At 71.8% G+C, this 23,509-nt stretch carries 16 protein-coding genes; 5 read left to right on the top strand and 11 right to left on the bottom strand.

The genetic code is table 11. The annotated features are described in order from the left end of the window. Nucleotides 1-8: 8 nt before the first annotated feature. Together WME76_RS23980 and WME76_RS23985 are read right to left on the bottom strand one after the other, a co-directional pair. The gene (locus WME76_RS23980; protein WP_437954606.1) at nucleotides 9-215 is read right to left on the bottom strand and encodes a hypothetical protein; all 207 of its coding nucleotides are present in this window, start codon (nucleotides 213-215) and stop codon (nucleotides 9-11) included. Between the two features lie 691 nt (nucleotides 216-906). Then, a complete protein-coding gene (locus tag WME76_RS23985; protein ID WP_437954607.1) occupies nucleotides 907-1,683 on the bottom strand; it encodes a hypothetical protein in 777 nt (258 codons plus the stop codon). A 163-nt stretch (nucleotides 1,684-1,846) separates the two neighbouring features. On the opposite strand from WME76_RS23985, the gene WME76_RS23990 reads away from it, so the two are divergent. Next, on the top strand, nucleotides 1,847-2,959 hold the full coding sequence (locus tag WME76_RS23990) for an alkaline phosphatase D family protein (protein ID WP_437954608.1): 1,113 nt from the start codon (nucleotides 1,847-1,849) through the stop codon (nucleotides 2,957-2,959). Nucleotides 2,960-3,016: 57 nt separating this feature from the next. Here WME76_RS23990 and WME76_RS23995 read toward each other — a convergent pair whose 3' ends face one another. The 4 genes from WME76_RS23995 to WME76_RS24010 form a co-directional block, all read right to left on the bottom strand. Continuing rightward, on the bottom strand, nucleotides 3,017-4,852 hold the full coding sequence (locus tag WME76_RS23995) for a glycosyltransferase family 39 protein (protein ID WP_437954609.1): 1,836 nt from the start codon (nucleotides 4,850-4,852) through the stop codon (nucleotides 3,017-3,019). 134 nt (nucleotides 4,853-4,986) lie between these two features. Continuing rightward, nucleotides 4,987-6,087, bottom strand: coding sequence for a lipase family protein (locus WME76_RS24000; protein ID WP_437954610.1), 1,101 nt, complete (start codon nucleotides 6,085-6,087; stop codon nucleotides 4,987-4,989). Between the two features lie 302 nt (nucleotides 6,088-6,389). After that, complete coding sequence (locus WME76_RS24005; protein WP_437954611.1) at nucleotides 6,390-6,620, bottom strand: ComEA family DNA-binding protein; 231 nt, start codon at nucleotides 6,618-6,620, stop codon at nucleotides 6,390-6,392. Between the two features lie 129 nt (nucleotides 6,621-6,749). Beyond that, entirely contained in the window at nucleotides 6,750-8,069 is a 1,320-nt protein-coding gene (locus tag WME76_RS24010) for a flavohemoglobin expression-modulating QEGLA motif protein (protein WP_437954612.1), read from the bottom strand. Between the two features lie 171 nt (nucleotides 8,070-8,240). Here WME76_RS24010 and WME76_RS24015 point away from each other — a divergent pair, with 171 nt between their 5' ends. Continuing rightward, nucleotides 8,241-9,119, top strand: a complete 879-nt coding sequence (locus WME76_RS24015) for a hypothetical protein (RefSeq protein WP_437954613.1) — start codon at nucleotides 8,241-8,243, stop codon at nucleotides 9,117-9,119. 15 nt (nucleotides 9,120-9,134) lie between these two features. Then, nucleotides 9,135-10,247: a winged helix DNA-binding domain-containing protein gene (locus WME76_RS24020; RefSeq protein ID WP_437954614.1), complete on the top strand. Its 1,113-nt coding sequence runs from the start codon at nucleotides 9,135-9,137 to the stop codon at nucleotides 10,245-10,247. A 107-nt stretch (nucleotides 10,248-10,354) separates the two neighbouring features. On the opposite strand, the gene lanKC is transcribed toward WME76_RS24020, so the two are convergent. Together lanKC and WME76_RS24030 are read right to left on the bottom strand one after the other, a co-directional pair. Further along, nucleotides 10,355-13,009, bottom strand: coding sequence for a class III lanthionine synthetase LanKC (gene lanKC / locus WME76_RS24025; protein WP_437954615.1), 2,655 nt, complete (start codon nucleotides 13,007-13,009; stop codon nucleotides 10,355-10,357). 136 nt (nucleotides 13,010-13,145) lie between these two features. Next, complete coding sequence (locus WME76_RS24030) at nucleotides 13,146-13,283, bottom strand: SapB/AmfS family lanthipeptide (protein ID WP_061614254.1); 138 nt, start codon at nucleotides 13,281-13,283, stop codon at nucleotides 13,146-13,148. A 506-nt stretch (nucleotides 13,284-13,789) separates the two neighbouring features. On the opposite strand from WME76_RS24030, the gene WME76_RS24035 reads away from it, so the two are divergent. Then, complete coding sequence (locus tag WME76_RS24035; RefSeq protein ID WP_437954616.1) at nucleotides 13,790-15,550, top strand: ABC transporter ATP-binding protein; 1,761 nt, start codon at nucleotides 13,790-13,792, stop codon at nucleotides 15,548-15,550. Between the two features lie 228 nt (nucleotides 15,551-15,778). On the opposite strand, the gene WME76_RS24040 is transcribed toward WME76_RS24035, so the two are convergent. The 3 genes from WME76_RS24040 to WME76_RS24050 all read right to left on the bottom strand — a co-directional run bounded on the left by WME76_RS24040 (nucleotide 15,779) and on the right by WME76_RS24050 (nucleotide 21,996). Next, nucleotides 15,779-19,705 carry an ATP-binding protein gene (locus WME76_RS24040; protein WP_437954617.1) on the bottom strand — a complete coding sequence of 1,309 codons (3,927 nt, stop codon included), beginning with the start codon at nucleotides 19,703-19,705 and terminating at the stop codon, nucleotides 15,779-15,781. A gap of 433 nt (nucleotides 19,706-20,138) precedes the next feature. Beyond that, complete coding sequence (locus WME76_RS24045) at nucleotides 20,139-21,218, bottom strand: cytochrome P450 (RefSeq protein WP_437954618.1); 1,080 nt, start codon at nucleotides 21,216-21,218, stop codon at nucleotides 20,139-20,141. 406 nt (nucleotides 21,219-21,624) lie between these two features. After that, the gene (locus WME76_RS24050; RefSeq protein ID WP_437954619.1) at nucleotides 21,625-21,996 is read right to left on the bottom strand and encodes a DUF4180 domain-containing protein; all 372 of its coding nucleotides are present in this window, start codon (nucleotides 21,994-21,996) and stop codon (nucleotides 21,625-21,627) included. A 469-nt stretch (nucleotides 21,997-22,465) separates the two neighbouring features. On the opposite strand from WME76_RS24050, the gene WME76_RS24055 reads away from it, so the two are divergent. Then, on the top strand, nucleotides 22,466-23,506 hold the full coding sequence (locus tag WME76_RS24055) for a hypothetical protein (RefSeq protein WP_437954620.1): 1,041 nt from the start codon (nucleotides 22,466-22,468) through the stop codon (nucleotides 23,504-23,506). Nucleotides 23,507-23,509 lie beyond the last annotated feature (3 nt).

Here is a 23,509-nt window from a genome sequence, read left to right on the forward strand (position 1 = left end):
CCCGGGAGCTACCGCTGCACGCCCATGCGGCGCCTCTGCGGGATGTTCACCGTCGGCCGCGCGCGATCCATGTTGGGATGCCTGGCCGGCGGGCGGGGCTCCCGGTCCATCGGCTTCTGCGCAGGGAGCGGCCCTCTCGGGGGCGGGCGCCGCACGGGCGTCCTGGCCGAGCCGAGCTCCAGGTGACCATCGGGGAACTGCGCTCGTCGTTGCATGGAATCCTCCATTCGATCGCTCGTCTCTGTCATCACCACGGCAGGAAGAACACCCAGCGAAACCATCGAAGAACCGGCTCTCATACATCCTCCATTCATCGCATGACCCCGGAGTGCAGGCAGACCGATGCAGCGATGGACGTCGACGCAGGAGGCCTCTCCCGGGTCACCCGACTGGCGCTCTCGCGACGCACCTCGGCCCTGCGTCGGGACGGGGCGGCCCGGCGCGCCACACGCCCTCTGTCGAGGCGCCTCGGCGCCACGACGTCAGGAGAGATGGCGAGTCGGCCCGCCGCGCCACGACCCCTCGGGCTCAGCGCGTCGAGCGAGCGGCCAGCGAGCGGGGGGCGGCCACCAGGAGATCAGTGACGTCCAGTCAATGATCTCCAGCGCCTCGGACTCGTTCGCTCGTCGGCCCCGCTCCGTCCCCACAGCGCACGACACCGCGCTCGCGCGGGGTTCCGCGGTCGCGGTCGTGGCTGCTCGCGCGCGGCAGCAAGGGACGCCGTGCCAACCTGGGCAACAGGCGATCAACCCTGAGGGCCGCGTGACGGAGCGGTGGCGTTAGCGCTCGGTGTCCATGGTCGACGCGGGCGACGCGTCGACAGGAACACTAGCACTCGACCGGGAGCTTGCCCAGCAACAATCTCCGGCGCATGCGCGGCTGGGGCGCGCGGCTGGGGCGCTGCGGTCAGAACGCGACGCGCAGGCCGAGGCTCAGAGGGCCTGCTCCGGGCGACGCGGCGACGGCCCCCGGGCCGACGAGGAGGCGCGCGGCGACAGGCGCGTCCGACTCGAGGTCTTTCCGCACCCGCTTCTTGCCGATCACATAGAGCGGCAGGCCGACGCCGAGCCCGGCCACGCCCCCGGCCGCCGTGACGAGGGCCGCCGTGTACCGGTCGCGGGCGTCGGCGCCCGTGTCGTCGTGGTTCGCGATGACCAGGACCAGGCCGCTGATCAAGGCGACGCCCCCGAGGCCGGAGAGGACGATCCCCGAGACCATCATGAAAGGGCTGTTCCGCTCCGTCGTCCGTTCCTCGAAGTCGCGGTACGCCCGCCTCGTCGCCTGGAGGTCCAGCTCGATCCGGCGCAGCTCGTCCCCGGAGCCGCGCGTCGCGGCGGAGCGCGCCTGGCGCTCGAGGGAGGCGATGCGCGCCTCGTAGGCAGCGACCGTCTCGTCCCACGTGGCGCCCGGCGGGAGGCCCGGAAGGCCAGGCGGCGGGGGCGGCGCGGGCGGCGCGGGCGGCGGAGGCGGCGCAGTCGGCGCGGTCGCCGCAGTCGGCGCGGTCGCCGCAGTCGGCGCGGTCGTCGCGGTCGCCGCGCCTTCCGCCGGCGTCTGCGCGACAGCGGCCGACGCGGGGGCCACGGCGGCGAAGGCCAGCGCCCACGCGACGAGGCGACGGCGCGCCGCCCGGCGAGGCGCAGAGGGCGCGCACGGAGGCGCGAGACGGGAACGGGCCTGCTCCATGAGCGCGGCGTCATACCCCAACAGCGCCGGGGGTCAACGCGCGCCGCCCTCGCCATCGCGGATCCAGCTCGAGACTTCCGTCTGGACTCTCCCTTTGCGCCGAGCGGATGGCGCTGTCCGCCGACGGCGGGGAGCGCTCCATCTGCGTGTTAGCCTCGCCGTCATGCAAAAGGTCCCCACGATCCTGGGCCTTGCCCTTGGCCTCGTGCCCCTCCTTCCCACGCTCGCGTGCAGCGGCACCGACGACGCCAGTTCCAGCGATGCGCCCAGAGGCGGCGCGGGGACGGGGGGCAGCGGAGGCGGGGGCGGCCCAGGGTCGCTGAAGACCCGCATCGCCTTCGGCTCCTGCATGCACCAGGACAAGAGGAAGCCTGTCCTGGAGCTCGCGACGGCGAGCGCGCCCGACCTGTTCGTGTTCCTGGGCGACAACATCTACGGCGACTCCGAGGACATCGCCGTGCTGCAGGCGAAGTACGACAAGCTCGCGGCGTCGCCCGAGTTTCAGGGCCTCCTCGCGGCCGTCCCCGTCATCGCCACATGGGACGACCACGACTACGGCGCGAACGACGCCGGCAAGGAGTTCCCCCAGAAGGCCGCCACGAAGGCCCTCTTCCTCGATTTCTGGGGAGAGCCCGCGGGCTCGCCGCGGCGCGCGCGGGAGGGGATCTACACCTCGTACCTCCGCGAGGAGCCCGGCGGCACCGTCCAGATCATCCTCCTCGACACCCGCTGGTTCCGCGATCCGCTCGACGCGAACAGCGATCCCACGAGATACAAGCACGACTACCAGCCGACGGCGGACACGTCGCGGACCCTGCTCGGAGACGCCCAGTGGGCCTGGCTCGAAGGCGAGCTGGAGAAGCCCGCGGACGTGCGCATCATCGGGACGAGCACGCAGTTCGGCCATGAGTACAACGGCTACGAGTCGTGGACCAACATGCCCCATGAACGCCAGAGGATGGTGGATCTGCTCAGGAAGACGCGCGCGGAGGCGACCCTCTTCATCAGCGGCGACGTCCACTGGGGGGAGCTCTCCCGGCTCGAGACCGACGGCGGCTATCCCCTCTACGACCTCACCTCGAGCGGCATCACCGAGACGTGGCCGGAGATCGAGGCGAACGCGAACCGGGTGGGCTCGCCCGTCGCGGAGAACAACTACGGCGTCGTGGAGATCACCTGGGGAGAGGCGGACCACACGATCTCCCTCGGCCTCGTCGACGTCGCCGGCGCGACGCGCGTGGAGCACGAGGTGAGCACGAGCGAGCTGCGGTTCTGAGGGACGGCGCGCGAGCGAGCCTCTGCGGAGGCACGCCCGCGCGCGCAGCGCTGCTGCCTACTCCTTCAGGTCGTCGCCGTCCGTCGCGTCGTCGGGGGCCTTCGTGGGCGGCGACGCGGGCGCGTCCTCCAGGCGGTACACGAGGATGTGGTGATCGATGACGGCCTCGCGCACCGCGCCGTCGCGGAGCGCCGCGCACGGCTTCCGGCGCCGGACGTCGACCGACGCGTGGATCGCCACCCAGGCGGGGCGGGGCAGATCCTGATTGCAGCGGAGCCTCCGGTGCCGGACGCCCGCCCGCGAGAGCTCCGCGGAGGCCCAGTCGCCGTAAGGCTCGTAGTACACGGGCGACGCGCCGCGCTCGCGCAGGGCCTCGCCGAGGCTCGCGATGTCCTGGCCCCAGTCCTCTCCCACCATGCTGACCCAGTGTCCGGCGCGCGCGCCCACGAGCCAGTTGAAATGGCTGAGGTGGTGGGGCGTGGCCGCCGCCGCCTCCACGGCCACGAGGCCCGCGGCCCCCGCCGCCGCGAACCTCGCGATCCGGACGGGGACGCGCGTCGCCGCCCTCCGGGGGCGGAGCGCGAGCCACGCGCCGCCGCGCGCCGCCACCATCGCGAGGAACGGCACCACGGGCAGGACGTGCCGCACGCCCAGGTTGATCTGCGACCTGACCGCGAGCGCCATGAAGAGCGCCGGAGCGGTCGCGAGGGCCACCGTCCGCAGGCGAGGCCAGCGCCGGCGCACGCGGAGGAGCGACGCGCCGACCCCGAGCAAGAACAGGAATCCAACAGGGCTCTTCAGGACGAGCAGGACAGGGAAGTACGCGGGCGAGGGGCCGTGCAGGCCGCCGAAGAAGTAATTGCCGTGGTTCGATTTGGTGTGGGCGGCGGCGGAGAACGTCCCGAAGACATAGGTGTACGGCAGCGGCACGCGGAGGCCGCCCGGGAGCGCCGCGAGCGCCGATCGGTCGAGCAGGTTGCCCTTCTGCTTGCTGCTGAGCCAGTGCGCCGGCTCGGGCTCCGCGAGGATGCGGTCGACCGTCCAGCCCGTCCGCTGGAAGCCGTACGACGCGTTGATCACCAGGAGCACGACCGCGAGGAGCACGGCGGCGTCGCGCGCGAGCCCGCCGGCGACGCGCGGCCAGGAGAGGCCGGAGAACCGGCCGGCCCGCCGGAAGGCCGCGTACAGCGCGACCAGCGCGAAGGCGGGTGGGAGTATCAGCGCGCTGAACTTGGTGACCATCGCGGCGCCGAGCGCGAGGGCCGCCGTGGCGAGCCGCAGCGGCCTGCCGCTCGTGAGGTAGCTCTGCCACTCGCACACGGCGATCACGAAGGCGACGGCGATCGGCAGATCGGTGGTCGTCAGGTGGCCGTGCGCGAGCACCATGGGGTGCAGCGCGTACAGGCCGAGGACGAGGAGCGCGCGCGCCGCGCCGTGCCGGAGCGCGCGGGCGTAAAGGTAGACGCCGAGCAGCAGCGCGAGCGCCGCCGTGACCGCGCGCCCGAGCAGCATGTCCGAGCGCGCGCGGGCGTAGCTCTTCGCCCCGTACCCGCGCGCCACCTCCACCAGATCGGACTGCTCCCACCCGCGGAGCTCGGAGAGATCCGCCGCTGCCCCGCGCGCGGCGCCCGGCGCGGCCTGCAGGGCGTTCGCGAGCGGCGGGTGGGCGAACGAGAGGCGGCTGTCCCCCTCCCACCAGAGCGCGAGCCCGCGCGTCGTGTGGAACGGCTCATCGTACGTCGGAGAGTCGCGCGCGATGTCGACCGCCATGAGGGTCGCCGAGAGCGCGAGGATCCCGGCCGCGACGGCGTGCGCCGCGCGGCGGGAGACGCGCGGCCGGCGGCGCTCAGGCGGCGTGGCCGCGGGCTCGGGCGAAGCAGGGATGTCGCTCATGGGGCGTGCGGCCGCGGAATCTAGTTGCACGGCCCCCGTTTCACAACGAGATCATCGCGCGCCCGCGCGGCGCGCCGGGTGTCCTCCAGCCTCGCCGCTCCGCGGAATCACGGCCCGACGTGTGTGACGCCGCGCTAGTCGAGCCGGAACCGGAAGAGGGCCGGCTGCGCCGTGCCCTGCTGCGACGCCTCCACGTAGGGGGCCGGTGAGTGGTCGCCCCAGGAGAAGGGCAGCGGGATCCACCGGACGATCGGCAGTTGATACTTGATCCAGGCGAAGATGCCGACCGACGCGCTCACGAGGAACGTGCGCGTCTGGCCCGCCACCCTGCTCTCGTACGTCCACCCCTCGCCCGTCGAGCGGTACGCCCTCCCGAAGTGCGCGAAGCGACCCGTCGAGAGCGGCGGCAGGCGCGGAACGATGTCGTTCGCATAGACGAAGCGAAAGTACCTGTCGCCGAGGAGCTCTTCGGCCCGGGCGGCGAAGGCCGCGTCGCCGACCATGGGCTGCCCGAAGGTGTAGACCCCGCGCAGGAGCCGCCGGATGTCGCCGTACTTGGTGTCCGTGAACAGGCGCGCGGCGGCGAGCGCCGCCATCGCTGCGCCCAGGCTGTGTCCGGTGATGTAGAGCGCCTCCAGCTTGCCCGGGGCCTCGGGCGCCGGCCCGCCTTCTGGACTCGACCCGCCCCCGGAACGCGGGGTGAGCGCGACGCTCGGAAGGACCTCACGGACGTTCTCGCCGCGCAGCGCCGCGCCGAGATACCTGTCGATGATCGCCCACATCACATCGAGGTTGCGAGCGAAGCCGCCGTGGACGCGTCCGAGCCCATGAAATCGCTGCGACGCGACGCTCGCATCCGTGAGCCAGTTGAAGATGTTCCCCGGCTCGGTCCCCTTGACGCACAGGATGAGCACCCGCCTGCACCTGCTCTGGATGAAGCACACGTCGCTCGCCAGGAAGAGCGCGTTGTTCCGTACGCTGATCAGCTGGAGATCCCATTCGCCATAGACGGACATCGCCTTCTCCAGCGTGTCCAGATCCGAGTAGATCCACGCCGACGCCAGGGACAGGAGCAGCGTGGCCTCGGCGTCGGGCTCACGTGTCCTGGGATCCACGCGCAAGAGCCGCTGGATCGTGCCCCCCTCGGCGGACGGGCCGCCGATCGCGTCCGGTCCTGGTGCCGCCGGCGGCACCAGGACGTCCAGAGGCGGCGTAGCAACAATGGAATCGGTCATGAGCCCTCCCCTCCTCGAGCGTCATCGAGCGTCATCGAGCTGCCCGGCGTACCCGATCGAGCCGCCCGGCCTACCAGGAAGCCGCCCCGTGCGAGCCGGACGGCCGGGCTTCATGGCGCGAGCGTGCGCGCGCTCTCGACAGGTCTACCGCCGGCGAGCGCTCGCTGCCAGACGCGCAGCCCGCCCCCCGCGGCGCGCGTCAAGCAACCAGGGCGGATTGGCCCCCTTCGGCCGGGGCCTCGCGCGGTGTCGCCGCGCCTCACCGCCGGGAACAGCATCAGCCCTCCCGTCCGTGGCATCACCTACGGCGCGCGCGGCGGCGTGCCTGTGTCGACCCTGATGAAGCCCCCGTCCTTCAGGCTCTCCACCATGGCATCATCGATGCCGGCCACCTGCTTGAGCTGCTCCCAGCTACTGAATCCCCCGAGCTGCTCGCGCCTGTCGAGGATCATCCGCGCGCACTCCTCGCTCACCTGGAGCGCCCGCTGCAGCTCCTCCGCGCTCGCCTTGTTGATGTCGATCGTCTCCGCCATGGGTCCCCCCTCGCGTCAGGCACCGTCGCGGCCCCTCCGCGCCGAGAGCAGCCTTGTGCAGCGCGCCCGCGGTGGGGAGTGGCCCGCCGTGCCGAGCTCCGGGACCGGCCAACCTCGACCAGGATGTGTTCACGATCCCGGCGGCCTGGGGCGGCGCCGCCGCCCCTCCCCGGCCGGCCGCGCGTCCGCGGCCACGCGGAGCAGCTCCTGGAAGTGCCGCTCCACGGGGCCGAGGTCGATGCCGTCCATGAACGACGTGAACGCGAAGTACGGCAGCAGCGTCTGCCAGGCGCGCAGCCAGGCCGGCAGGTAGCGCGGCCGCTCGAGCACCCCGGCCGCGCGCAGCTCCGCGAGCACCGCGATGTCGTCGAGCGCGATCCGGCCGCACACGAGCAGCTCCACCTCGTCGCGCAGCCCGCCGCGCAGGACCGCGGCCAGGAAGGCGTAGACCTCGAGCAGCCCGGCCAGGTAGCAGGCGTCCTTGGTGAACGGCGCGCCGCCCTCGCAGAGCCCGCCGCGGCAGACGCGCTGGGCGTCGAAGTAGGCGTCGCGGCGCTCGGCGCCGCGCTCGCGCAGGTGGCGGTAGAGATCGAGGAAGCTCGCGCCCTGCTCGGCCATGTCCACGAGGCGCACCCGCTCGGCGAGCCGGGTGAGCCGGCCGATGGAGAGCGAGCGGCTGTACAGCTCGGCGAAGATGGCGAGCCCCTCCTGCGTGCGCGTGGTGCGCGGGCCGCCCGAGCGCAGGAACGACAGCCTCGGCTGCGCCGCGCCGTTGTGCGCGGTGAGCGCGTGCGTCTCGACCTCGTGGTGCCACAGCCCCTCGGCCTCCCACGACGCGAAGGTGGCCTCCGGCCGGACGCGGACCCGGCTCATGCCGGCCACCACCTTGGCCGTGATCCGCGGGTCGAGCGCGATCTCGATGTCGATGTGCGGCCTCCGCGCGGCGACGCGCGCGGCGAGCTGGTCCCGGAGCGCGCCCGCGTCGAGCGGCTCCTCCTCGAGGTCGCTCGCCTCGTCCCAGCCGTGGACGCGCAGGCGCTCGGTGAGGTGCTCGGCGAGATCGATGTTCCTGAGCGCGCCCCCGTAGAACCGCGAGCGCGCGCCGCCGTAGAGCTCCCGCGAGCGCGCGGAGAACTCGCGCGTGCCCGCGGCGTCGAGCAGCTCCGCGGCCTGGATCTGCGCGCGCACGCTGTCCCGCAGCCACTCGAGCGCCGGGGCGTCGCCGTCGATCGACCCGAGGAGCTCGCGCAGCTCGGCGATGCGCCGCGCGAGGCCGTCGCGGTCGACGCGGTACTCGACCTCGGGGAGGCGCTCCTCGCCGGAGGCGAAGAAGCGCTCCTCCACCTCGCGGGGCCAGGCGATGTCGTCGAGCAGCTTGAGGGCCTTGCCCTCCGCGAGGCGCCCGCCGACCCGTTCGAGCTGCTCCAGCACGGCGCGGTCGATGCTCATGCGCCCAAGGATCGCCCGAACCGCCGGGCGCGGGAAGCGGCTCCGCGCCGGCCGCCGAGCGGGCGACGTGGTCCCGCGGTCGAGGCGCTCGCGATCGGCGAGGGAGTCGAAGCCGCCGGCTCGCTCGTCAACGGTCGTCCGCCTCCCGGTCCTGGAGTAGGCTGCTCGGCCATGGACTCAGCCCTGCTCCGTTTCCTCGATCTCGTGCAGCGCGAGCTCTCGGCCGATGACGCCCTGATCGAGCTCGGCGGCAAGCCGCCCGCCGACCCGCGCGCGGTGTGGTGCGCGCTGCCGAACGGCTCGCGGCTGGTCGCGCGCTTCGCCGAGCCGCCCCGCGAGCCGGCCGAGGTCTCGAGGCAGCTCGAGGAGCTCTCCGCGGCGTTCGCAGGGCTCTCGTCAGGGGGTGGAGGCCAGCGGCCGGCGCACGGCGGATCGACGCACCGCCTGGACGACGAGCTGGAGGTGCTCGCGCTGCGCGCGGGGGCGCTCGGCGCGGTCGTCGTGGACGACAAGTCCCCGGTGATCTGGGGGACCTCGGAGCCGCGCCGGGACGAGGCGGACGTCGACTACGCGCTGCTGCTCGCGCAGTGGGCCGACGACGTGGAGCGCGCCGGGGTGAACCTGATCGATCTGCTCGAGCTCGACGACCTCGCGCTGGAGCAGACGCTCGCGACAACGTCGCTCGGCCCTGGGGAGCGCGAGACCATCGCCGGCCACCTCCAGAAGATCCGGGAGCGCGGCTCACGCAGCCCGAACGCGTGGAGGCGGCAGGTCGCGATCGCGCGGGCCATCGACCGGGTGCGGGGGCCCGCGGCCTCCGAGGGCTCCACGCACGGCCGGTTCGTCGGCCAGGACGAGCAGGTCGGCATCTACGCGCGCTCCTTCGCGAGCATCTACCGCCTCGTCCTCGCCTACCCCGGCCCGTTCTCCGAGCTCCAGGCGGAAGGCGCGGTGCAGCACGCCTTGCCGCAGATCGAGCGGCTCGTGCTCGCGCTGCCCCCGATCGATCCCCGCCCAGGCGCCAAGATCGTCCGCCTGCCGCGCCCCTGACAGGATCGGCGCCGCATGCGACGGAAGACGGCCGGGGCTGCCGGCGCGACCCCGCTCGTGGCGCGCCGGCTGAGCGCGCAGCAGATCGCGCGGCCGGAGCGCTCCACGCCGGCCGACGTCGTCTCCCGGCTCGTCGCGGTGCAGGCGCAGGATCCGGCCGCCTCGCGGTGGGCGGTCGGGCTTCGCCTGCCGCGCGGCGCCGCCACCGAGGCGAGCATCGATCTGGCGCTCGCCGACGGCTCGATCCTCCGCACCCACGTCCTGCGGTGGACCTGGCAGCTCGTGAGCCCGGCCGACGTTCGCTGGCTCCTCGCGCTGGTGGCCCCGCGCCTCATCGCCCGCAACGAGCGGCGGCACCTGGAGCTCGGGCTCGACCCCGCGACGTTCCGGCGAAGCAACGCCGCCCTCGAGAAGGCGCTCCGCGACGGCCGGCACCTCACGCGCGACGAGCTCGCCGCCGCGCTGGAGAGCGCGAAAATCCCCGCCCGGGGCCCGCGCCTGTCGCACCTCCTCGGGCGCGCCGAGCTCGACGCGCTGGTGTGCAGCGGCGCGCCGCGCGACAGGCAGGCGACGTACGCGCTGCTCGAGCTCCGGGCGCCGGGCGCGCGCCCTCCGCTGCCGCGCGGCGAGGCGCTCGCGGAGCTCGCGCAGCGGTACTTCCGCAGCCGCGGCCCGGCCACGGTCGCCGATTACGCCTGGTGGGCCGGCCTGACCGCGGCCGAGGCGCGCGCTGGCCTCGCGGCCGTCGAATCCACCCTCGTCGCGGAGGTCGCCGATGGGGAGACGACCTGGCGCTCTGACGCGCCGCCCGCGCCGGTCGCGTCGACGGCCGCGCACCTGTTGCCGGCCTTCGACGAATACCTCGTGGCCTACCGGAAGCGCGACGCGGTGCTCGACCCCGCGCACGCGAGGCGGATCAACGCCGGAGGGGGAATGCTGGATCCCTGCGTCGTCATCGACGGTCGCGTCGCCGGCGTCTGGCGCCGCACGCTCGCGCGGCGGAGGGTCGTGATCGAGGTGAACCCGTTCGAGCCGCTCTCGAAGAAGGAGCAGCAGGCGGTCGCCGACGCCGCGCAGCGCTACGGGGAGTTCCTCGGTCTGGAGGTCGCGCTCACGCTCGGAGCGTAGGAGTCGCGGGGCGTCTCCACTGCCGTGCGCGACGGGTCATGGGATACCTCTCTCCTGCGCCCGTCCGGGCCGCGCGCGGCGGAGCGATCGGCCAGGGGCCGATGCCGTCAGAAATCGAAATACGGAAGTCCGCCGCCGGCGACGGTCCGGTGGATGAACATCCCGATCCCGGCGGAGCCGGTTCCATAATCGGTGGACACGCGGAGGAGCTCCTCGCCGGGGAACGCGAGCCCCGACGGCTTCTCGAGCGCGAACAGCATCACCCTGTCGACGAACCGGCGGGCCTCGTCGAGGTAGCGCCCGTCTTCCGTGCGGCGGTGCAGGTCGACGAAGAAATTGCCGATCCCGGACATGCCGGAGAAGTTCGTGGGGAAGACGGTGTAGCCGCCCTCGAGGTGGAGCGCGATCTTCCGTGCCGTCTCCAGGTAGCGAGCGTCCCCCAGCGCCGCGTGGAACCGCAGCGCGACCGTGCCGACCCCCGCGCCCCCGATCCGCCAGTAAGGATAGTAGACGTTCTCCTCGATGGATCGCCGGAACACGAGGTGTTCCTTCCCCTCCTGCTGCTCGGCGCTCGCGAGCTCGAAGTCGAGGAGCCCCTTCGCCACGCCGAGGTGCTCCGCCTTCCCGGAGGCCCGGTAGAGCCGCAGCAGGAAGTAGCCAATGCCGGAGGCGCCGTGCGCGAGGCCGTGATACACGGTGTCCGTGTTCTCGTAACAGTACCCGCCCCTGTCCTGCTTCAGGTTCGGCTTGATGTGGTCGAACGCGTCGACCGCGTTCTCGAGGTACCTCTCGTCGCCGAGCTGCGCGAAGAAGAAGAGGTTGGCGAGGCCCCAGCCCGCGGCGCCGTAGAACATGTCGGCGTTCTCGGAGAGGATCGGCGACTTCGCCGAAAGCTCCATGAGCGCCTCTGCCTCCTTCCGCATCCCGAGCTCCAGGAGCGTCCACGCGACCCCGGCGCTGCCCACGTAGAGCCCGGGCGCATAGCTGCCATTGTCGATCTTCGACGCCTCGCGCACCAGCGCGTCGAGGAGCGCCCCGGGGACCTCTCCCCGCGTGCGCTTCAGGAAGAGCGCGATGCCGGACGCGCCATACGCGACGCTCAGCCGGTTCGTCGCGAACCGCCGGTAGTCCATCGGCAGATCCAGCGGATCGTCGCCGCTGCCGATCTGATCCACGATGTAGCTCGCGATCGAATCGACGACCTTCCGGCGGTCGTCGTCGCTCCGGAGCGGCTTTAGCGGCTCGACGGCGGCGACGCCCTCGATGCTGCGCTCGGCCTCCGCGAGCAGGGCGTCCGCGCGCTCCGGCTGCTCGCCCACCCCGACGATGAGCCGCACGAACGCCTCGGGGACGCCGAGCTCCTTCGCGACGTGCGCCAGCATGGGCGCCCGGCGCTGCGGCGCGAGCGTGAAGAAGGGCGTGGGCGGGTACACGAGCTCGCCGAGGATGCGGCTCAGCGCCCTGTAGTCGCCGGCGACCGTCGGGGCCTCACCCATCTTCCGCTCCTCACCGAAGCCAGCCGTGTGGATCGGGATGATCAGCCCGTCGGCGTCGCGGTCCTGGATGTAAGCCGCCTCGAAATCGATGAACATCACCTTCCCCTGCTCCGGGTCGAACAGGATGTTTCGCGGCGAGATGTCCTGGATCACCACCCCGTGCTCGTGGATCTTCCGCGCCCCGGCGAGGATCTTCCGCGCGATGTCCAGGAACTCCTGGCAGTACCTCCGGATGTCATCGACGGTCGGATCCGTCATGAGGAGGATCGACGACCGCCAGGAGCCGAGGTAGTGCCCGAGGGGCATGCCCTTCACGAGCTCCATGGCGAGGAAGCTGTGCTCCCACTCCTCGAAGAGCTCGATCGGCCGAGGGGTCACGCCCGTCCCCTCGAGGCGCTTCAGCACGCGGTGCTCGTTTCTCAGACAATCGACGGCGTCGTGCGGGATCTTCCTCCCGCGGTTCACGAGCGGCCTGGCCTCCTTGACCACGACCTCCGCGTTCGTCTCCAGATCGAGGCACCGGTAGACGCCGCCCTTGCTCGAGGTGCCCAGCGCCTCGGTCGCCTTGTACCTGCCCTTCAGGACGAGCTCGTCGTCCTCTTCCTCCGTGTCCGGGAACGGATCGCTGACCCCCTCGGGCAGGCCGAAGTAGGGTAGCCGGTAGTCGGGGATCATCTGGCCGTCCGCGGTCCGGAGCATGGGGACCTGCTCGCCGAACACGTTGACCTGGCTCGCCTTCCTGAAGGCGCCGTAACGGTAGAACAGCACCTTGCTGTCCTTGTAGCGCTTGTCGGACAGGATGTACGGGCCCCGGAAGCCCTTCGTGACGTCGTGGACGCGCTCCATGAGCCGCTTGAGCTGATCGACGTCCGCTGGATAGATGGTGATGAACTTGCCGCACGCGCCCCGACCCCAGAACGTCGAGTTGCCGAGGTCGAGGACCCGCTCGTCGACGAGGACCTTGAACGACGCGCCCTCCTCCACGAGGATGGGCGCCACCGCCGCCAGCATGTCCCTCGCGCGGTCGTGGGTCGTCGACAGGTGGATCTTGAACCCGCCGTCCGGCACGCGCTTCTCCGGGGGGTGGACCTCGCACCACAGGCCCGGGTTCTCTCCGACCGTCCAGCCCTCGGGCACGAGGCCCTTCACCAGGTTCCTGAACTCTGCCCTCTCGGACCGGTAGCTATCCAGGTTCGCGTAGCGCTCCGGGTGAGTGATCGTGAAATCAACGATGCGCTCTCTCGCCCTTCTGTCGATGCCTTGCATGATCCCTCACTGGCCACGCGTCTCGAACCATGAACCAAGAAAGCAGAGGAGCAGAGTCCTCTCCCGAAGGCTTACCCCCGGGAGAGGACTCTGCTCGCTCCATACTTCGGTAGCTGCAATCGCCCTCTATGCAGGACTAGTTACAGCTGGTGAGGCTCAGCGACGAGTCCCCGCAGAGCAGCAGGCTGGCATGCGAGCCACCACCGCCGCCACCGCCACCGCCCGTGGTCGTACCCTTCGTCGAAAGCTTCTGGAGCGACAGGATCTTCTTCATAATTGACCTCCTTTGGTCGAGGAGGGGTTCAGCAAGAGCGAGGCCAAACCGCGGCGCCATCGCGGATCCGCCAGAGATGGTGGAACGCGCGCCGCGATTGCATCGCCACCAAAACATTACCACAACAACCAACATCGATATCTGCTATATCAGATTGGTTGCACATCAAAACAGATCGGATCCATCACAGCGTAATTGAAGCTGGCAAAATGCCCCAAGCACGCGGTGGCAAAATTGCCAATCTGTAGCACCCTGCCACGCGCCCAACGCTGAGCCCGCAGGGACTCTGCTCGATACCCCATTCCGGTGGTCACCAGCTGTCCAGCGCAGGCGGGCTCGACCGAGCATGTGGTCAGTAGATATCCAGCGAGAGCGGCCTCGACCGTGCGAGGTGGTCAAACCATGTACAGCGAAAGCGGCGTAGCACCAGACAGGGTGCATGCGTGTCACGCCGGCGCCGCGGCGCGCGCCCGATCGCGCGGCGCCTGCTAGGCTGAAGGAGGCCAATGCAGCGCTCAGACGAGGGGCGGAGCAGCCCCGGACACCTCCTGCGTCTCCTCCGCCTCGCCCGCCCCGAGCTCGGGAGTCTCGCCCTCGGCACCTTGTTCCTGGCCATCGGCAGCGGAATGAGCCTCCTCCTTCCGCAGGTGATCCAGCGGATCATCGACGACGCGCTCGGGCCCGGGAATGCCGCCGGGACGATCGACAGCATGGCGCTCTGGCTCGTGCCCATCATCGCGCTCCAGGCCGTCGCGGTGGCGCTCCGGTACGTCCTCTTCACCACCGCCGGCGAGCGCGTCGTCGCCCGGCTGCGCGCGCGCCTGTTCGAGCACGTCCTCGGGCAGGAGATGGCCTTCTTCGATGATCACAGGACAGGTGAGCTGACGAGCCGGCTCGCCTCGGACACGACCGTCCTCCAGAACGCCGTCAGCGTGGACATCTCCGTCGCGCTGCGGCTCACCGCGTCTGCCATCGGCGGCCTCGGGTTCCTCGTGTACACGTCCCCTCGGCTCACGCTGCTGATGCTGTCGGTGGTCCCCCCCGTGCTGGTGGGCGCCGTGATCTATGGCCGCAAGGTCCGCAAGCTCTCCCGCGCCGTCCAGGACTCGCTCGCGCGCTCCAGCGAGATCGCCGAGGAGGCGCTCTCGGGCATCCGCACCGTCCGCGCGTTCGCCGCCGAGAAGCAGGAGGTGGCGCGCTATGCCGGGCAGGTGGCGGACTCCTTCGATCGCGCCAGGACCCGCGTCCGCGCCTCGGGGGCGTTCTCCGGGCTGGTGACGTTCGCGGGCTACGCGGCCACGGGGCTCGTGCTCTGGTACGGCGGCCACCTCGTCGTCACCGGGAGCATGACGATCGGCAAGCTCACCTCCTTCCTCGTCTACACGCTCCTCGTCGCCTTCTCGCTCGCCGGCCTGAGCGACCTGTGGGCCGCGTTCATGAGGGCGCTCGGCGCCGCCGAGCGCGTCTTCGATCTCCTCGACCGGACGCCGGCCATGCCGCTCTCGGGCGGCCTCGAGCCGCCCTGCGTCCAGGGGAAGCTGGAGCTCGATCGGGTCAAGTTCAGCTATCCGGCGCGCAGGGACGTGCCTGTCCTCAAGGGGATCGATCTCTCCGTACGTCCCGGAGAGGTCATCGCGCTGGTCGGGTCGTCCGGCGCCGGCAAATCGACGATCGCCTCGCTGCTCCTGCGGCTCTACGATCCCGACGAGGGGCGCATCCTCCTCGACGGGCACGACCTCCGCGCGCTGTCGCCGAGCTGGCTCCGCCGGCAGATCGGCATCGTCGCGCAGGAGCCCATCCTCTTCGCCACGAGCGTCGCCGACAACATCCGTTATGGCCGGGAGGGCGCCTCGGACGAGGAGGTCGAGGCGGCCGCGCGCGCGGCGAACGCGCACGATTTCATCCAGCGGTTCCCGGGGGGCTATCGCACGCTCGTTGGCGAGCGCGGGGTGCAGCTCTCCGGCGGGCAGAAGCAGCGCGTGGCCATCGCCCGCGCCGTGCTCAAGAACCCTCGCCTGCTCGTGCTCGACGAGGCGACGAGCGCGCTCGACACGGAGAGCGAGCACCTCGTGAAGGCGGCGCTCGACACGCTCATGAAGGGCCGCACGACGCTGATCATCGCCCACCGGCTCTCGACGGTGATGGGCGCCGATCGCGTGCTCGTCATGGATGGCGGCCAGATCGTGCAGAGCGGGGCCCACGCGGCGCTCGTCGCGCAGGACGGGCTGTATCGACGGCTGGTCGAGCGGCAGTTCGTCAGCGCCTGATTCCCCGGAGCCGGGCGGCGGGCCCTCGCGCGGTCCAGAGGCCGAGGAGTCCCCTCAGATTCATGGGAGAAATTCACAGGGAGGCGGGGAGGCGGGGAGGCGGGCAGGAAAAATTCTCAAATACTCCCCGCCTCCCCGCCTCCCTGTTGATTTTCTCCGATGAAAAAGGCTGCAACATGAGGGGATGTCTCAGGTGCGGAGGGGCATGTTCACGCTCCGAGCACCGCTCTACCTCACGCCGCCTCGCGGCCCGGCGAGCACCCGCTGCAGCGTGGCGGCGGTCACGGGCTTCGTCAGGTGCAGGTCGAAGCCGGCTCGCCTCGATCGGCCCTGATCCTCCGCTCCGCCGTAGCCCGAGAGCGCCACCAGGTAGAGCGCCTCGCCGCCCGGCGCGGCCCGCGCGCGGCGGGCGACCTCGTGGCCGTCGATGCCGGGCAGGCCGACGTCCACGAACGCCACGTCGGGCCGCAGCGCCAGCAGCTTCGCCACGCCGTCCAGCCCGTCCGCCGCCACCGTCACCTCGTGCCCCAGGGCCTCGAGGAACTCCCGCAGCATGCGGCGCACGTCCGCCGCGTCCTCCACGACGAGCACCCGGCGCCGCTCGGCCGCCTCCGCGCGCGGCGCCTCCCGCCCCGCGAGCGGCGGCTCCTTCCGAGGCGCGGGCGGCGGCTCGTCCCGCGCCGCAAGGGGCGGCGCCGGGGCCGCGCCGAGCGGCAGGCGCACCGTGAACTCGCTGCCGCGCCCCGGCCCGTCGCTCGCCGCGACCACGCTGCCGCCGTGCATCTCCACGAGCCGCCGCACCAGCGTGAGCCCGAGCCCCAGCCCGCCCGTGCTCCGGTCGATGGTCTGGTCGACCTGCGTGAACAGCTCGAACACCCGCTCCAGCATCGCCGCCGGGATGCCGCGCCCCGTGTCGCGCACCCGCAGCACGGCCTCCGGCGCGCCGCCCGCCGCCTCGCGCGTGAGGCGCACCGAGATCGCGCCCCCCGGCGGCGTGTACTTCGCGGCGTTCGTCAGCAGGTTCGTCACCACCTGCTCCAGCCGCGTGGCGTCCGCGCGCATGCCGAAATCCCCCGCCCCCGCCGAGACCGAGAGCGCGTGCTGCCGCGCCTTCACGGCCGGCTGCGCCGCGGCCACGGCGTTCTGCACCACCGCCGCGAGATCGACGTCCTCCAGGCGCAGCTCCACCGTGCCGCGCGTGATGCGCGACACGTCGAGCAGATCGTCCACCAGCCGCACGAGGTGGCCCATCTGCCGCCGCGCGATCTCCCGGTAGCGCGCCGACCCCGGCCCCTGGCCCTCCTCGTCGTCGAGCAGCGACAGCGACAGGCTGATCGAGGCCATCGGGTTGCGGAGCTCGTGCGCGAGCATCGCGAGGAACTCGTCCTTGCGCTGGTCGGCGAGCTTCAGCGCCTCCACGAGCGCCTCCACGCGCCGGCGGGCGATCACCTGCTCGGTCACCTCGAAGGCGAACACGAAGACGCCCTCGATCGCCCCGTCGCGGTCGCGCATCGGCTGGTACACGAAGTTGAAGAACACCTCCTCCGCCGCGCCGGTGCCCTGGCGGTCGAGCCGCACGAGGAACTCCTTCCCGACGACGGGCTCGCCGGTGCGCATCACGCTGTCCAGGAGCTCCCAGACACGCTGGCCCTCGAGCTCGGGCAGGGCGACCCGGATCGGCTTGCCCACGAGCGCGCGCCCGCCGACGACCTGCTGGTAGAGCGGATTGACCACCTCGAAGACGAGATCCGGCCCGCGCAGGATCGCGATCGGCCCCGGCGCCTGCATGAACAGGTCGTTCATGTACTGGCGCTGCCCGTCGGCCTCGCGCCGGCGCCGCGCGAGCTCCACGTGGATGCGGACCCGCGCGAGGAGCTCCTTCGCGGAGAACGGCTTCACGAGGAAGTCGTCCGCGCCGGCCTCGAGGCTGTCGACGCGCTCCTCCTCGCCCGCGCGCGCGGACAGCATCATCACGGCCACGCCGCGGGTGCGCTCGTCGGCGCGCAGCGCCCTCAGCAGCCCGAAGCCGTCGAGCCGGGGCATCATCACGTCGGTGAGCACGAGGTCCGGGGCGCGGGCGCGCGCGCTCTCCAGCGCGGCCAGGCCGTCGGCCACGGCCTCCACCGTCCACCCCTCCGCGACGAGCAGCCGCCGCACGTACTCGCGCATGTCCGCGTTGTCGTCCGCCACGAGGAGGTGCCCTGGCAGCCGCATGCGCGGCCCCTCCCCCGCCGCCGACATCGCGCCCGCCGGCGGCGGCGCAGACCGCGCCTCCGCGCCGCGGAGCCACTGCGCGGCCTCGTCGAGGAAGGGCGCCGCGCCGCCCCCCGCCTCGACCGGCGACGCGGTCGCCTCGGCCGCCTCGACGGGTGACGCGGCCGCCTCGACGTGGTCCTCGGGCAGGTGCGCCTTCCCGAGCGGGATGGAGACCGAGAAGCGGCTCCCCTCGCCGACGCGGCTCTCCACGGCCACGCTGCCGCCGTGGAGCTTCGCCAGCTCCTGCACCAGGGCCAGGCCGATGCCGCTGCCCTCGTAGCTCCGGCCCCTGGCCCCCTCGACGCGGTGGAACCGCTCGAACAGGTGCGGCAGCTCCGCCTCCGGGATGCCGGTGCCCGTGTCCGCGACCGACAGGACGGCCGATCCGCCGACCGCCTCGACGCAGACCCGGACGCCGCCCGCGAAGGTGAACTTGAAGGCGTTCGAGACCAGGTTGAGCACGATCTTCTCCCAGAGCTCCCGGTCGACGTAGGCGGGCTCGGGGAGCGGCGGGCAATCGACCGAGAGGGAGAGGCCGGCCCGCTCGAGGAGCGAGCGGAACGAGCTCGCCAGGTCCGCGGTGAACGCGCCGAGCTCGGTGGGCTGGTAGCAGGCCCGGATGCGGCCCGCCTCGATGCGCGAGAAGTCGAGCAGCGTGTTGACCAGCCGGAGGAGCCGCAGGCTGTTGCGGTGGACGATCGCGAGCCGCTCGCGCTGCCGCGGGGGCAAGGGCTGCTCCGCGTCGCGGAGGCTGTCGTCCATGGGCCCGAGGATCAGCGTCAGCGGCGTGCGGAACTCGTGGCTGACGTTGCTGAAGAACGCGGTCTTGGCGCGGTCGAGCTCGGCGAGCGCGAGGAGCCTGCGCTTCTCCTCCTCGCTGGCGCGGGCGTTCTGGAGGGCCGTCGCGCTGTGCGCGGCGACGAGCCGCAGGAAGCCGCGGTAGTCGTCGTCCAGCACCAGCCGGGGGCTGGCGCCCGCGACGAGCAACCCGGCCGGCCCCCCGCCGCCGGCGCGGTGGAGCGGCAGCACCACGGCCCGGCGCGCGGCGTCCGGCCACGGCCCGCCAGGCAGCGGGAGGGCGCGCGCTGGCAGCTCCGACAGGTCCACGTCGACCTCCTCGCGCAGCGCGCGGTGGAGCGGCCACACCGCGCCCTCCGCCGGCTCGAGGCTCACCGCCGCCGGCGCCGCGGCGTGGCCCGGCTCGAGCCCGGCGCTCGCGGCGAGGGACGCCCGCGCGCCGTCCTGGTCGACGACGTAGAGCAGGGCGAACGGCAGATCGCGCCCGGCCTGCGCGACGGTCTCCATCATCACGCGGCAGGCGTCGTCGACGTTCTTGGCGTCGGCCGCCCGCGCCCCGAGCTCCCCGAGCAGCTGCAGCCGCCGCTTTCCGAGGATGTGCCCGGTGCTCTCGGAGCACGCGACGAAGACGCCCGCGACAGCGCCCCTCTCGTCCCGGATGGGGCTATATCCGTAGTTGAAGTAGCACTCTTCCAGGAAGCCATTCCGATCGAGGATGAGCAGGCCATCGCGGATGTACGTGGCCCCTCCCGAGAAGACCTTCTCGATCATCGGCTCGATGACGTCCCAGATCTCCTTCCAGCACACGCGCCCCGCCTGCCCCATGGCGGCCGGGTGCTTCCTGGAGCCCAGGATCGGGCGGTAGCCGTCGTTGTAGAACTGGATCAGCTCCCGGCCCCACCACAGGAACATCGGGTGCTCGGACGAGAGCAGGATGGACAGCGCGGTGCGCAGCGACTGGGGCCACGCCTCGACGGGGCCGAGCGCCGACCGCGACCAGTCGATCGAGCGGATGAGCGCCCCCATCTCCCCGCCGCCCGACAGCGCGGCGCCGGCCGGATCCAGCCCGCTCCCGGCGCCCGCCGCCTCGGCCCGGCTCATGCCGATCTCCGCTCCTCGACCGCGCCGAGATGCCCCCCCTGCTGCCTCGCCATGCGACGCCTGCTTGTACCACAGCCCCGGTCCGGCGGGCACCCAGCGTCGCCGCGCCTCGGGTGAGCTCCGGAGCCTTGATGAGTTCGTTGCAACCATTGAACATCGGTTGTATCGACCGGCGCCTCACGCGGCGGCGCCCAGCAATCGTGGGTGCTGGCGCACGCGCTCATAAAGGATGTCGACGAAGCGACGGACGTGCGTCGGCGCGGCGCGCGCCCGGGGCGTGACAGCAAACAGGCTGAGCGGCGCGCGCCCAGGTGGAGGCGAGCATCATCGTCGAATACATCGATCTACATCATCCTGGCTCCTCCCGGCTGCTCCCGGAGGACCCTCGTACGGGCCGCGCCGCCGAGACCGTGGTCAGCTCGGCGCGCCGCGCTCACCGCCGCGAGGTGAACCGGAGCGGCAGGGCGATCGGTCCGCGGATCGTGAGCGTGCGGTTATAACGGATCTCTCCCGGCACGCGCTCGACGCGCCCGAACCGCGCGATCACCGCGTCCAGCGCCACCCTGGCTTCCATGCGGGCCAGCGCCGCGCCGATGCAGAAGTGGATACCGTGCCCGAAGTTGAGCCCGCCCTGCGAGCCGCGGTGCAGGTCGAACCGATCCGGATCCTTGAACTTCGCCTCGTCCCGGTTGGCGGAGGCCACGATCGGGAGCACCAGCGCTCCGCGCGGGATGGTCACCCCGGACAGCGCGACGTCCGCGGTGGCGATGCGCGGGAGCGTCTGGACCGGGCCGTCATAGCGGAGCATCTCCTCGACGAACAGGGCTGTCAGGCCGGGCTCGGCGTGCAGCCGATCCATCATGTCCGGGTGGTCGGCGAGGAACAGGAGCGAATTGCCGAGCAGGTGCGTCGTGGTCTCCAGTCCGCCGATCAGGAGCGTGACGAGGAACGCGACGATCTCGGCGTCCGTCAGCCGCTGTCCGTCGAGCTCGGCGCGGACGAGATCGCTCACCGTGTCGTCCACGGGCGCGCGGCGCCGCTTCTCGATGACCTCCATGAGGTATCCTGTCAGCTCCGCGATGGTCGTCCGCACGCGCGCGGCGTCCTCCGGGCTCGGGATCTCGGGCGTGATCGCGACGAACTCGTCGGCCCACCGCTTGAAATGGGCGTGAAGGGCGTGATCGAGCCCGAGGATCTCACCGATGGCATGAGCCGGCAGCGGGTGCGCGAAGGCCTCCACGAAATCGGTCTCCTCCACGAGCCGGTTCGTGAGATCGGCGGCGACGGCGCGGAGGCGCGGCTCGACGCGGGCCACGGTGGCGGCCCCGAACGCGCGGTGGATCAGGCCGCGCAGCCGCGTGTGCGACGGCGGGTCCATGGCGAGCAGCGAGTTGGCGAACGGGTTGTATCCCACCCAGGGCGGCTGCCACGCCACCTTGAAGCCCTCGGACGAGAAGAGCGCGGGGTTCTTCATCACGAAGAGCACGTCCTCGTACCGAGTGACTGCCCACATCCCGCCTGGCTCGACCTGGCAAACCGGGCTCACGCGCCGCATCTCGGCGAAATAAGGGTACGGATTCGCACGCAGCTCTGGGGCCAACACATTGACAGGGAAATTCATCGCGGCTGCCTCCCGGTTCGTCGCGCGAACGAGGCACACACCGGCGCTCCAGCCGGGAGGATGATCCTCTCGGCCTGCCCCCTACGTAGGCCCCGGCGCTAAGGTAGACAACACAGCTTCCCACGAAATGCGTCCTGAACGCAAGTGCTCGCTGATGCACGAAGGAGGGCAACCGACGATCGACGAGGCGCGTCCCTGTCGCCCGCCGTTCCCGCCAGGGGCCCCGGATCACCACGGATCGGGTCGAGAGCGGCCCGCCGACGCGCGGCCGCGGCGCGCCCTCACTGCCGCCCGAGGGTCAGACCGGCTCTGTGTCCGACGTGCGGCGGAGCCATTCGACCGCGTCGTGGCGCGCCTCGAACACCCCGAAGTGCTTGCCGCGGCGCTCCTCGGCCACCAGCTCCCCGAACCGACTGCTGGGGCTGACGCTGCCGGGCGGGCACACCACGGCGAGCCGGATCCAGTAGTTCCTTAGCTTCTGCAGGATCGCCCCGGCCTCTCCCGAGCTGAGATCGAAGAAGGCCGCCGTCAGGTTCGGCGCATGGAGGAGGGCGCCGCTCACGCCGCCCGAGAAACATGCCTCGAGCACGCGATCGACGTCGTGAACGCTCGCCATGAGCCCCTGATCCGGCGCGCCTTCCACGAACTGCACGCCTCCCTCGTCAACCACCGTCAGTTCCATCGCTTCCCTCGCTGGCCGCCCGGGCGCCGCCTGCCTGGCATCGCGATCCGCTGCGCCCGCGCCCAGGCTAACGTCGGGAGACGGCCGCTGTACAGGCCCCGCGCGAGGGCCGGACGAGGCGCCAGCGTCTGTCGGACTCGTGTCACCGCGGCTCACCGCGGCCGACTCGCTGGCTCATGTGGCCGCCCGTCATTCAGCTCGAGCAAAAGATTCCTTCGGAGATCCACCCCGGCCGGCCAGACCATTTTGTTCGGCGAGATCGCCAGGAGCGGCGCCGAGCGCGCCGTTCTGTGGCAGAATCGCGCGCATGCTGACTCGCGCTGTGGGAAAAGGAACGTTCTTGTTTGCGCTGCTATTTACGGCCGCATGTGATCCTGGCAATGGCGAGGGGCCGTCCGACGCCGGCACGGGCTCCGGCGGGGGCGCCACCGCGGGTGATGGCGGAGGCGGTACGCAGGTGGACGGCTCAGGTGGCGGCCCGGGCTGCGCCGAGTTCGTGATGCCCACCGGCGTGAACTGCGATGCGCCGCCCGACGGCGCGCTGCCGGCCGACCTGCGCTGTACGGGCCTCTACGGGGACTTCGACCGGCGCGAGCCCGCGTGCGGTGTCCTCGAGTACAAGCCGGCGATCGAGCTCTGGAGCGACGGCGCCGCGAAGCGTCGCTGGGTGTCGATCCCGGCGGGCCAGAAGGTGGACGCGAGCGATCCCGACGCCTTCGTGTACCCGGAGGGGACGCAGTTCTGGAAGGAGTTCCAGGTGCAGGGCGCTGACGGCGCGATGCGCCTCGCGGAGACGCGCCTGCTGCGCAAGACGCCGGACGGCTGGCTCTACACGAGCTATGTGTGGTCCGAGGACGGGCGCGAGGCCATCCAGATGCAGAACGAGACGGGGGTCGTCGATCTGTACGGCACCGGCCACACGGTGCCGACGCGCGATCAGTGCAAGGAGTGCCACTCCGGGCGCGGCGACTATGTCCTCGGCTGGGACGCGCTGATGCTCGGCCCGGGCGCCGAGGGGCTCACGCGCGAGAAGCTGGTCGAGGCCGGGCTGGTCGACGGCGGGAGCAACCTCGCCCTGTCGATCCCGGGCGACGAGGTGGAGCGCCTGGCGCTCGGCTACATGCACGCGAACTGCGGCGTGAGCTGCCACAACGACAGCGTGGACGCGCCGGCGCGGGACACGGGCCTTTACCTGCGGCTCGAGGCCGCCGACCTCGGCAGCGTGGCGACGACCGACGCCGTCACGACCGGCATCAACAGGCGCCCTGCCGACAACGCCAAGTACGAGGGGCTCGAGAACACCGATCCCAGCTACTGGTACGATATCCGCCCGGGCGACCCGGCCCGCAGCCTGCTCGTCGCCCGCCAGGAGCTGCGCGGCTTCGAGGGGCAGATGCCGCGCATCGGGACTCACAAGGTCGACGAAGCGGGCGTGCAGGCGGTCGTGCGCTGGATCCAGGGCATGACCGAGGCCAGCTACCCGCCGCCCGGGCCCTGACGC

Source organism: Sorangium sp. So ce119, assembly GCF_051524405.1.
Lineage (GTDB): Bacteria > Myxococcota_A > Polyangia > Polyangiales > Polyangiaceae > Sorangium > Sorangium cellulosum_G.

Coding starts and splice junctions, on each gene's coding strand:
- WME76_RS23980 (WP_437954606.1), bottom strand. CDS start 215: ATGCAACGACGAGCGCAGTTCCCCGATGGTCACCTGGAGCTCGGCTCG.
- WME76_RS23985 (WP_437954607.1), bottom strand. CDS start 1,683: ATGGAGCAGGCCCGTTCCCGTCTCGCGCCTCCGTGCGCGCCCTCTGCG.
- WME76_RS23990 (WP_437954608.1), top strand. CDS start 1,847: ATGCAAAAGGTCCCCACGATCCTGGGCCTTGCCCTTGGCCTCGTGCCC.
- WME76_RS23995 (WP_437954609.1), bottom strand. CDS start 4,852: ATGAGCGACATCCCTGCTTCGCCCGAGCCCGCGGCCACGCCGCCTGAG.
- WME76_RS24000 (WP_437954610.1), bottom strand. CDS start 6,087: ATGACCGATTCCATTGTTGCTACGCCGCCTCTGGACGTCCTGGTGCCG.
- WME76_RS24005 (WP_437954611.1), bottom strand. CDS start 6,620: ATGGCGGAGACGATCGACATCAACAAGGCGAGCGCGGAGGAGCTGCAG.
- WME76_RS24010 (WP_437954612.1), bottom strand. CDS start 8,069: ATGAGCATCGACCGCGCCGTGCTGGAGCAGCTCGAACGGGTCGGCGGG.
- WME76_RS24015 (WP_437954613.1), top strand. CDS start 8,241: ATGGACTCAGCCCTGCTCCGTTTCCTCGATCTCGTGCAGCGCGAGCTC.
- WME76_RS24020 (WP_437954614.1), top strand. CDS start 9,135: ATGCGACGGAAGACGGCCGGGGCTGCCGGCGCGACCCCGCTCGTGGCG.
- lanKC (WP_437954615.1), bottom strand. CDS start 13,009: ATGCAAGGCATCGACAGAAGGGCGAGAGAGCGCATCGTTGATTTCACG.
- WME76_RS24030 (WP_061614254.1), bottom strand. CDS start 13,283: ATGAAGAAGATCCTGTCGCTCCAGAAGCTTTCGACGAAGGGTACGACC.
- WME76_RS24035 (WP_437954616.1), top strand. CDS start 13,790: ATGCAGCGCTCAGACGAGGGGCGGAGCAGCCCCGGACACCTCCTGCGT.
- WME76_RS24040 (WP_437954617.1), bottom strand. CDS start 19,705: ATGAGCCGGGCCGAGGCGGCGGGCGCCGGGAGCGGGCTGGATCCGGCC.
- WME76_RS24045 (WP_437954618.1), bottom strand. CDS start 21,218: ATGTGGGCAGTCACTCGGTACGAGGACGTGCTCTTCGTGATGAAGAAC.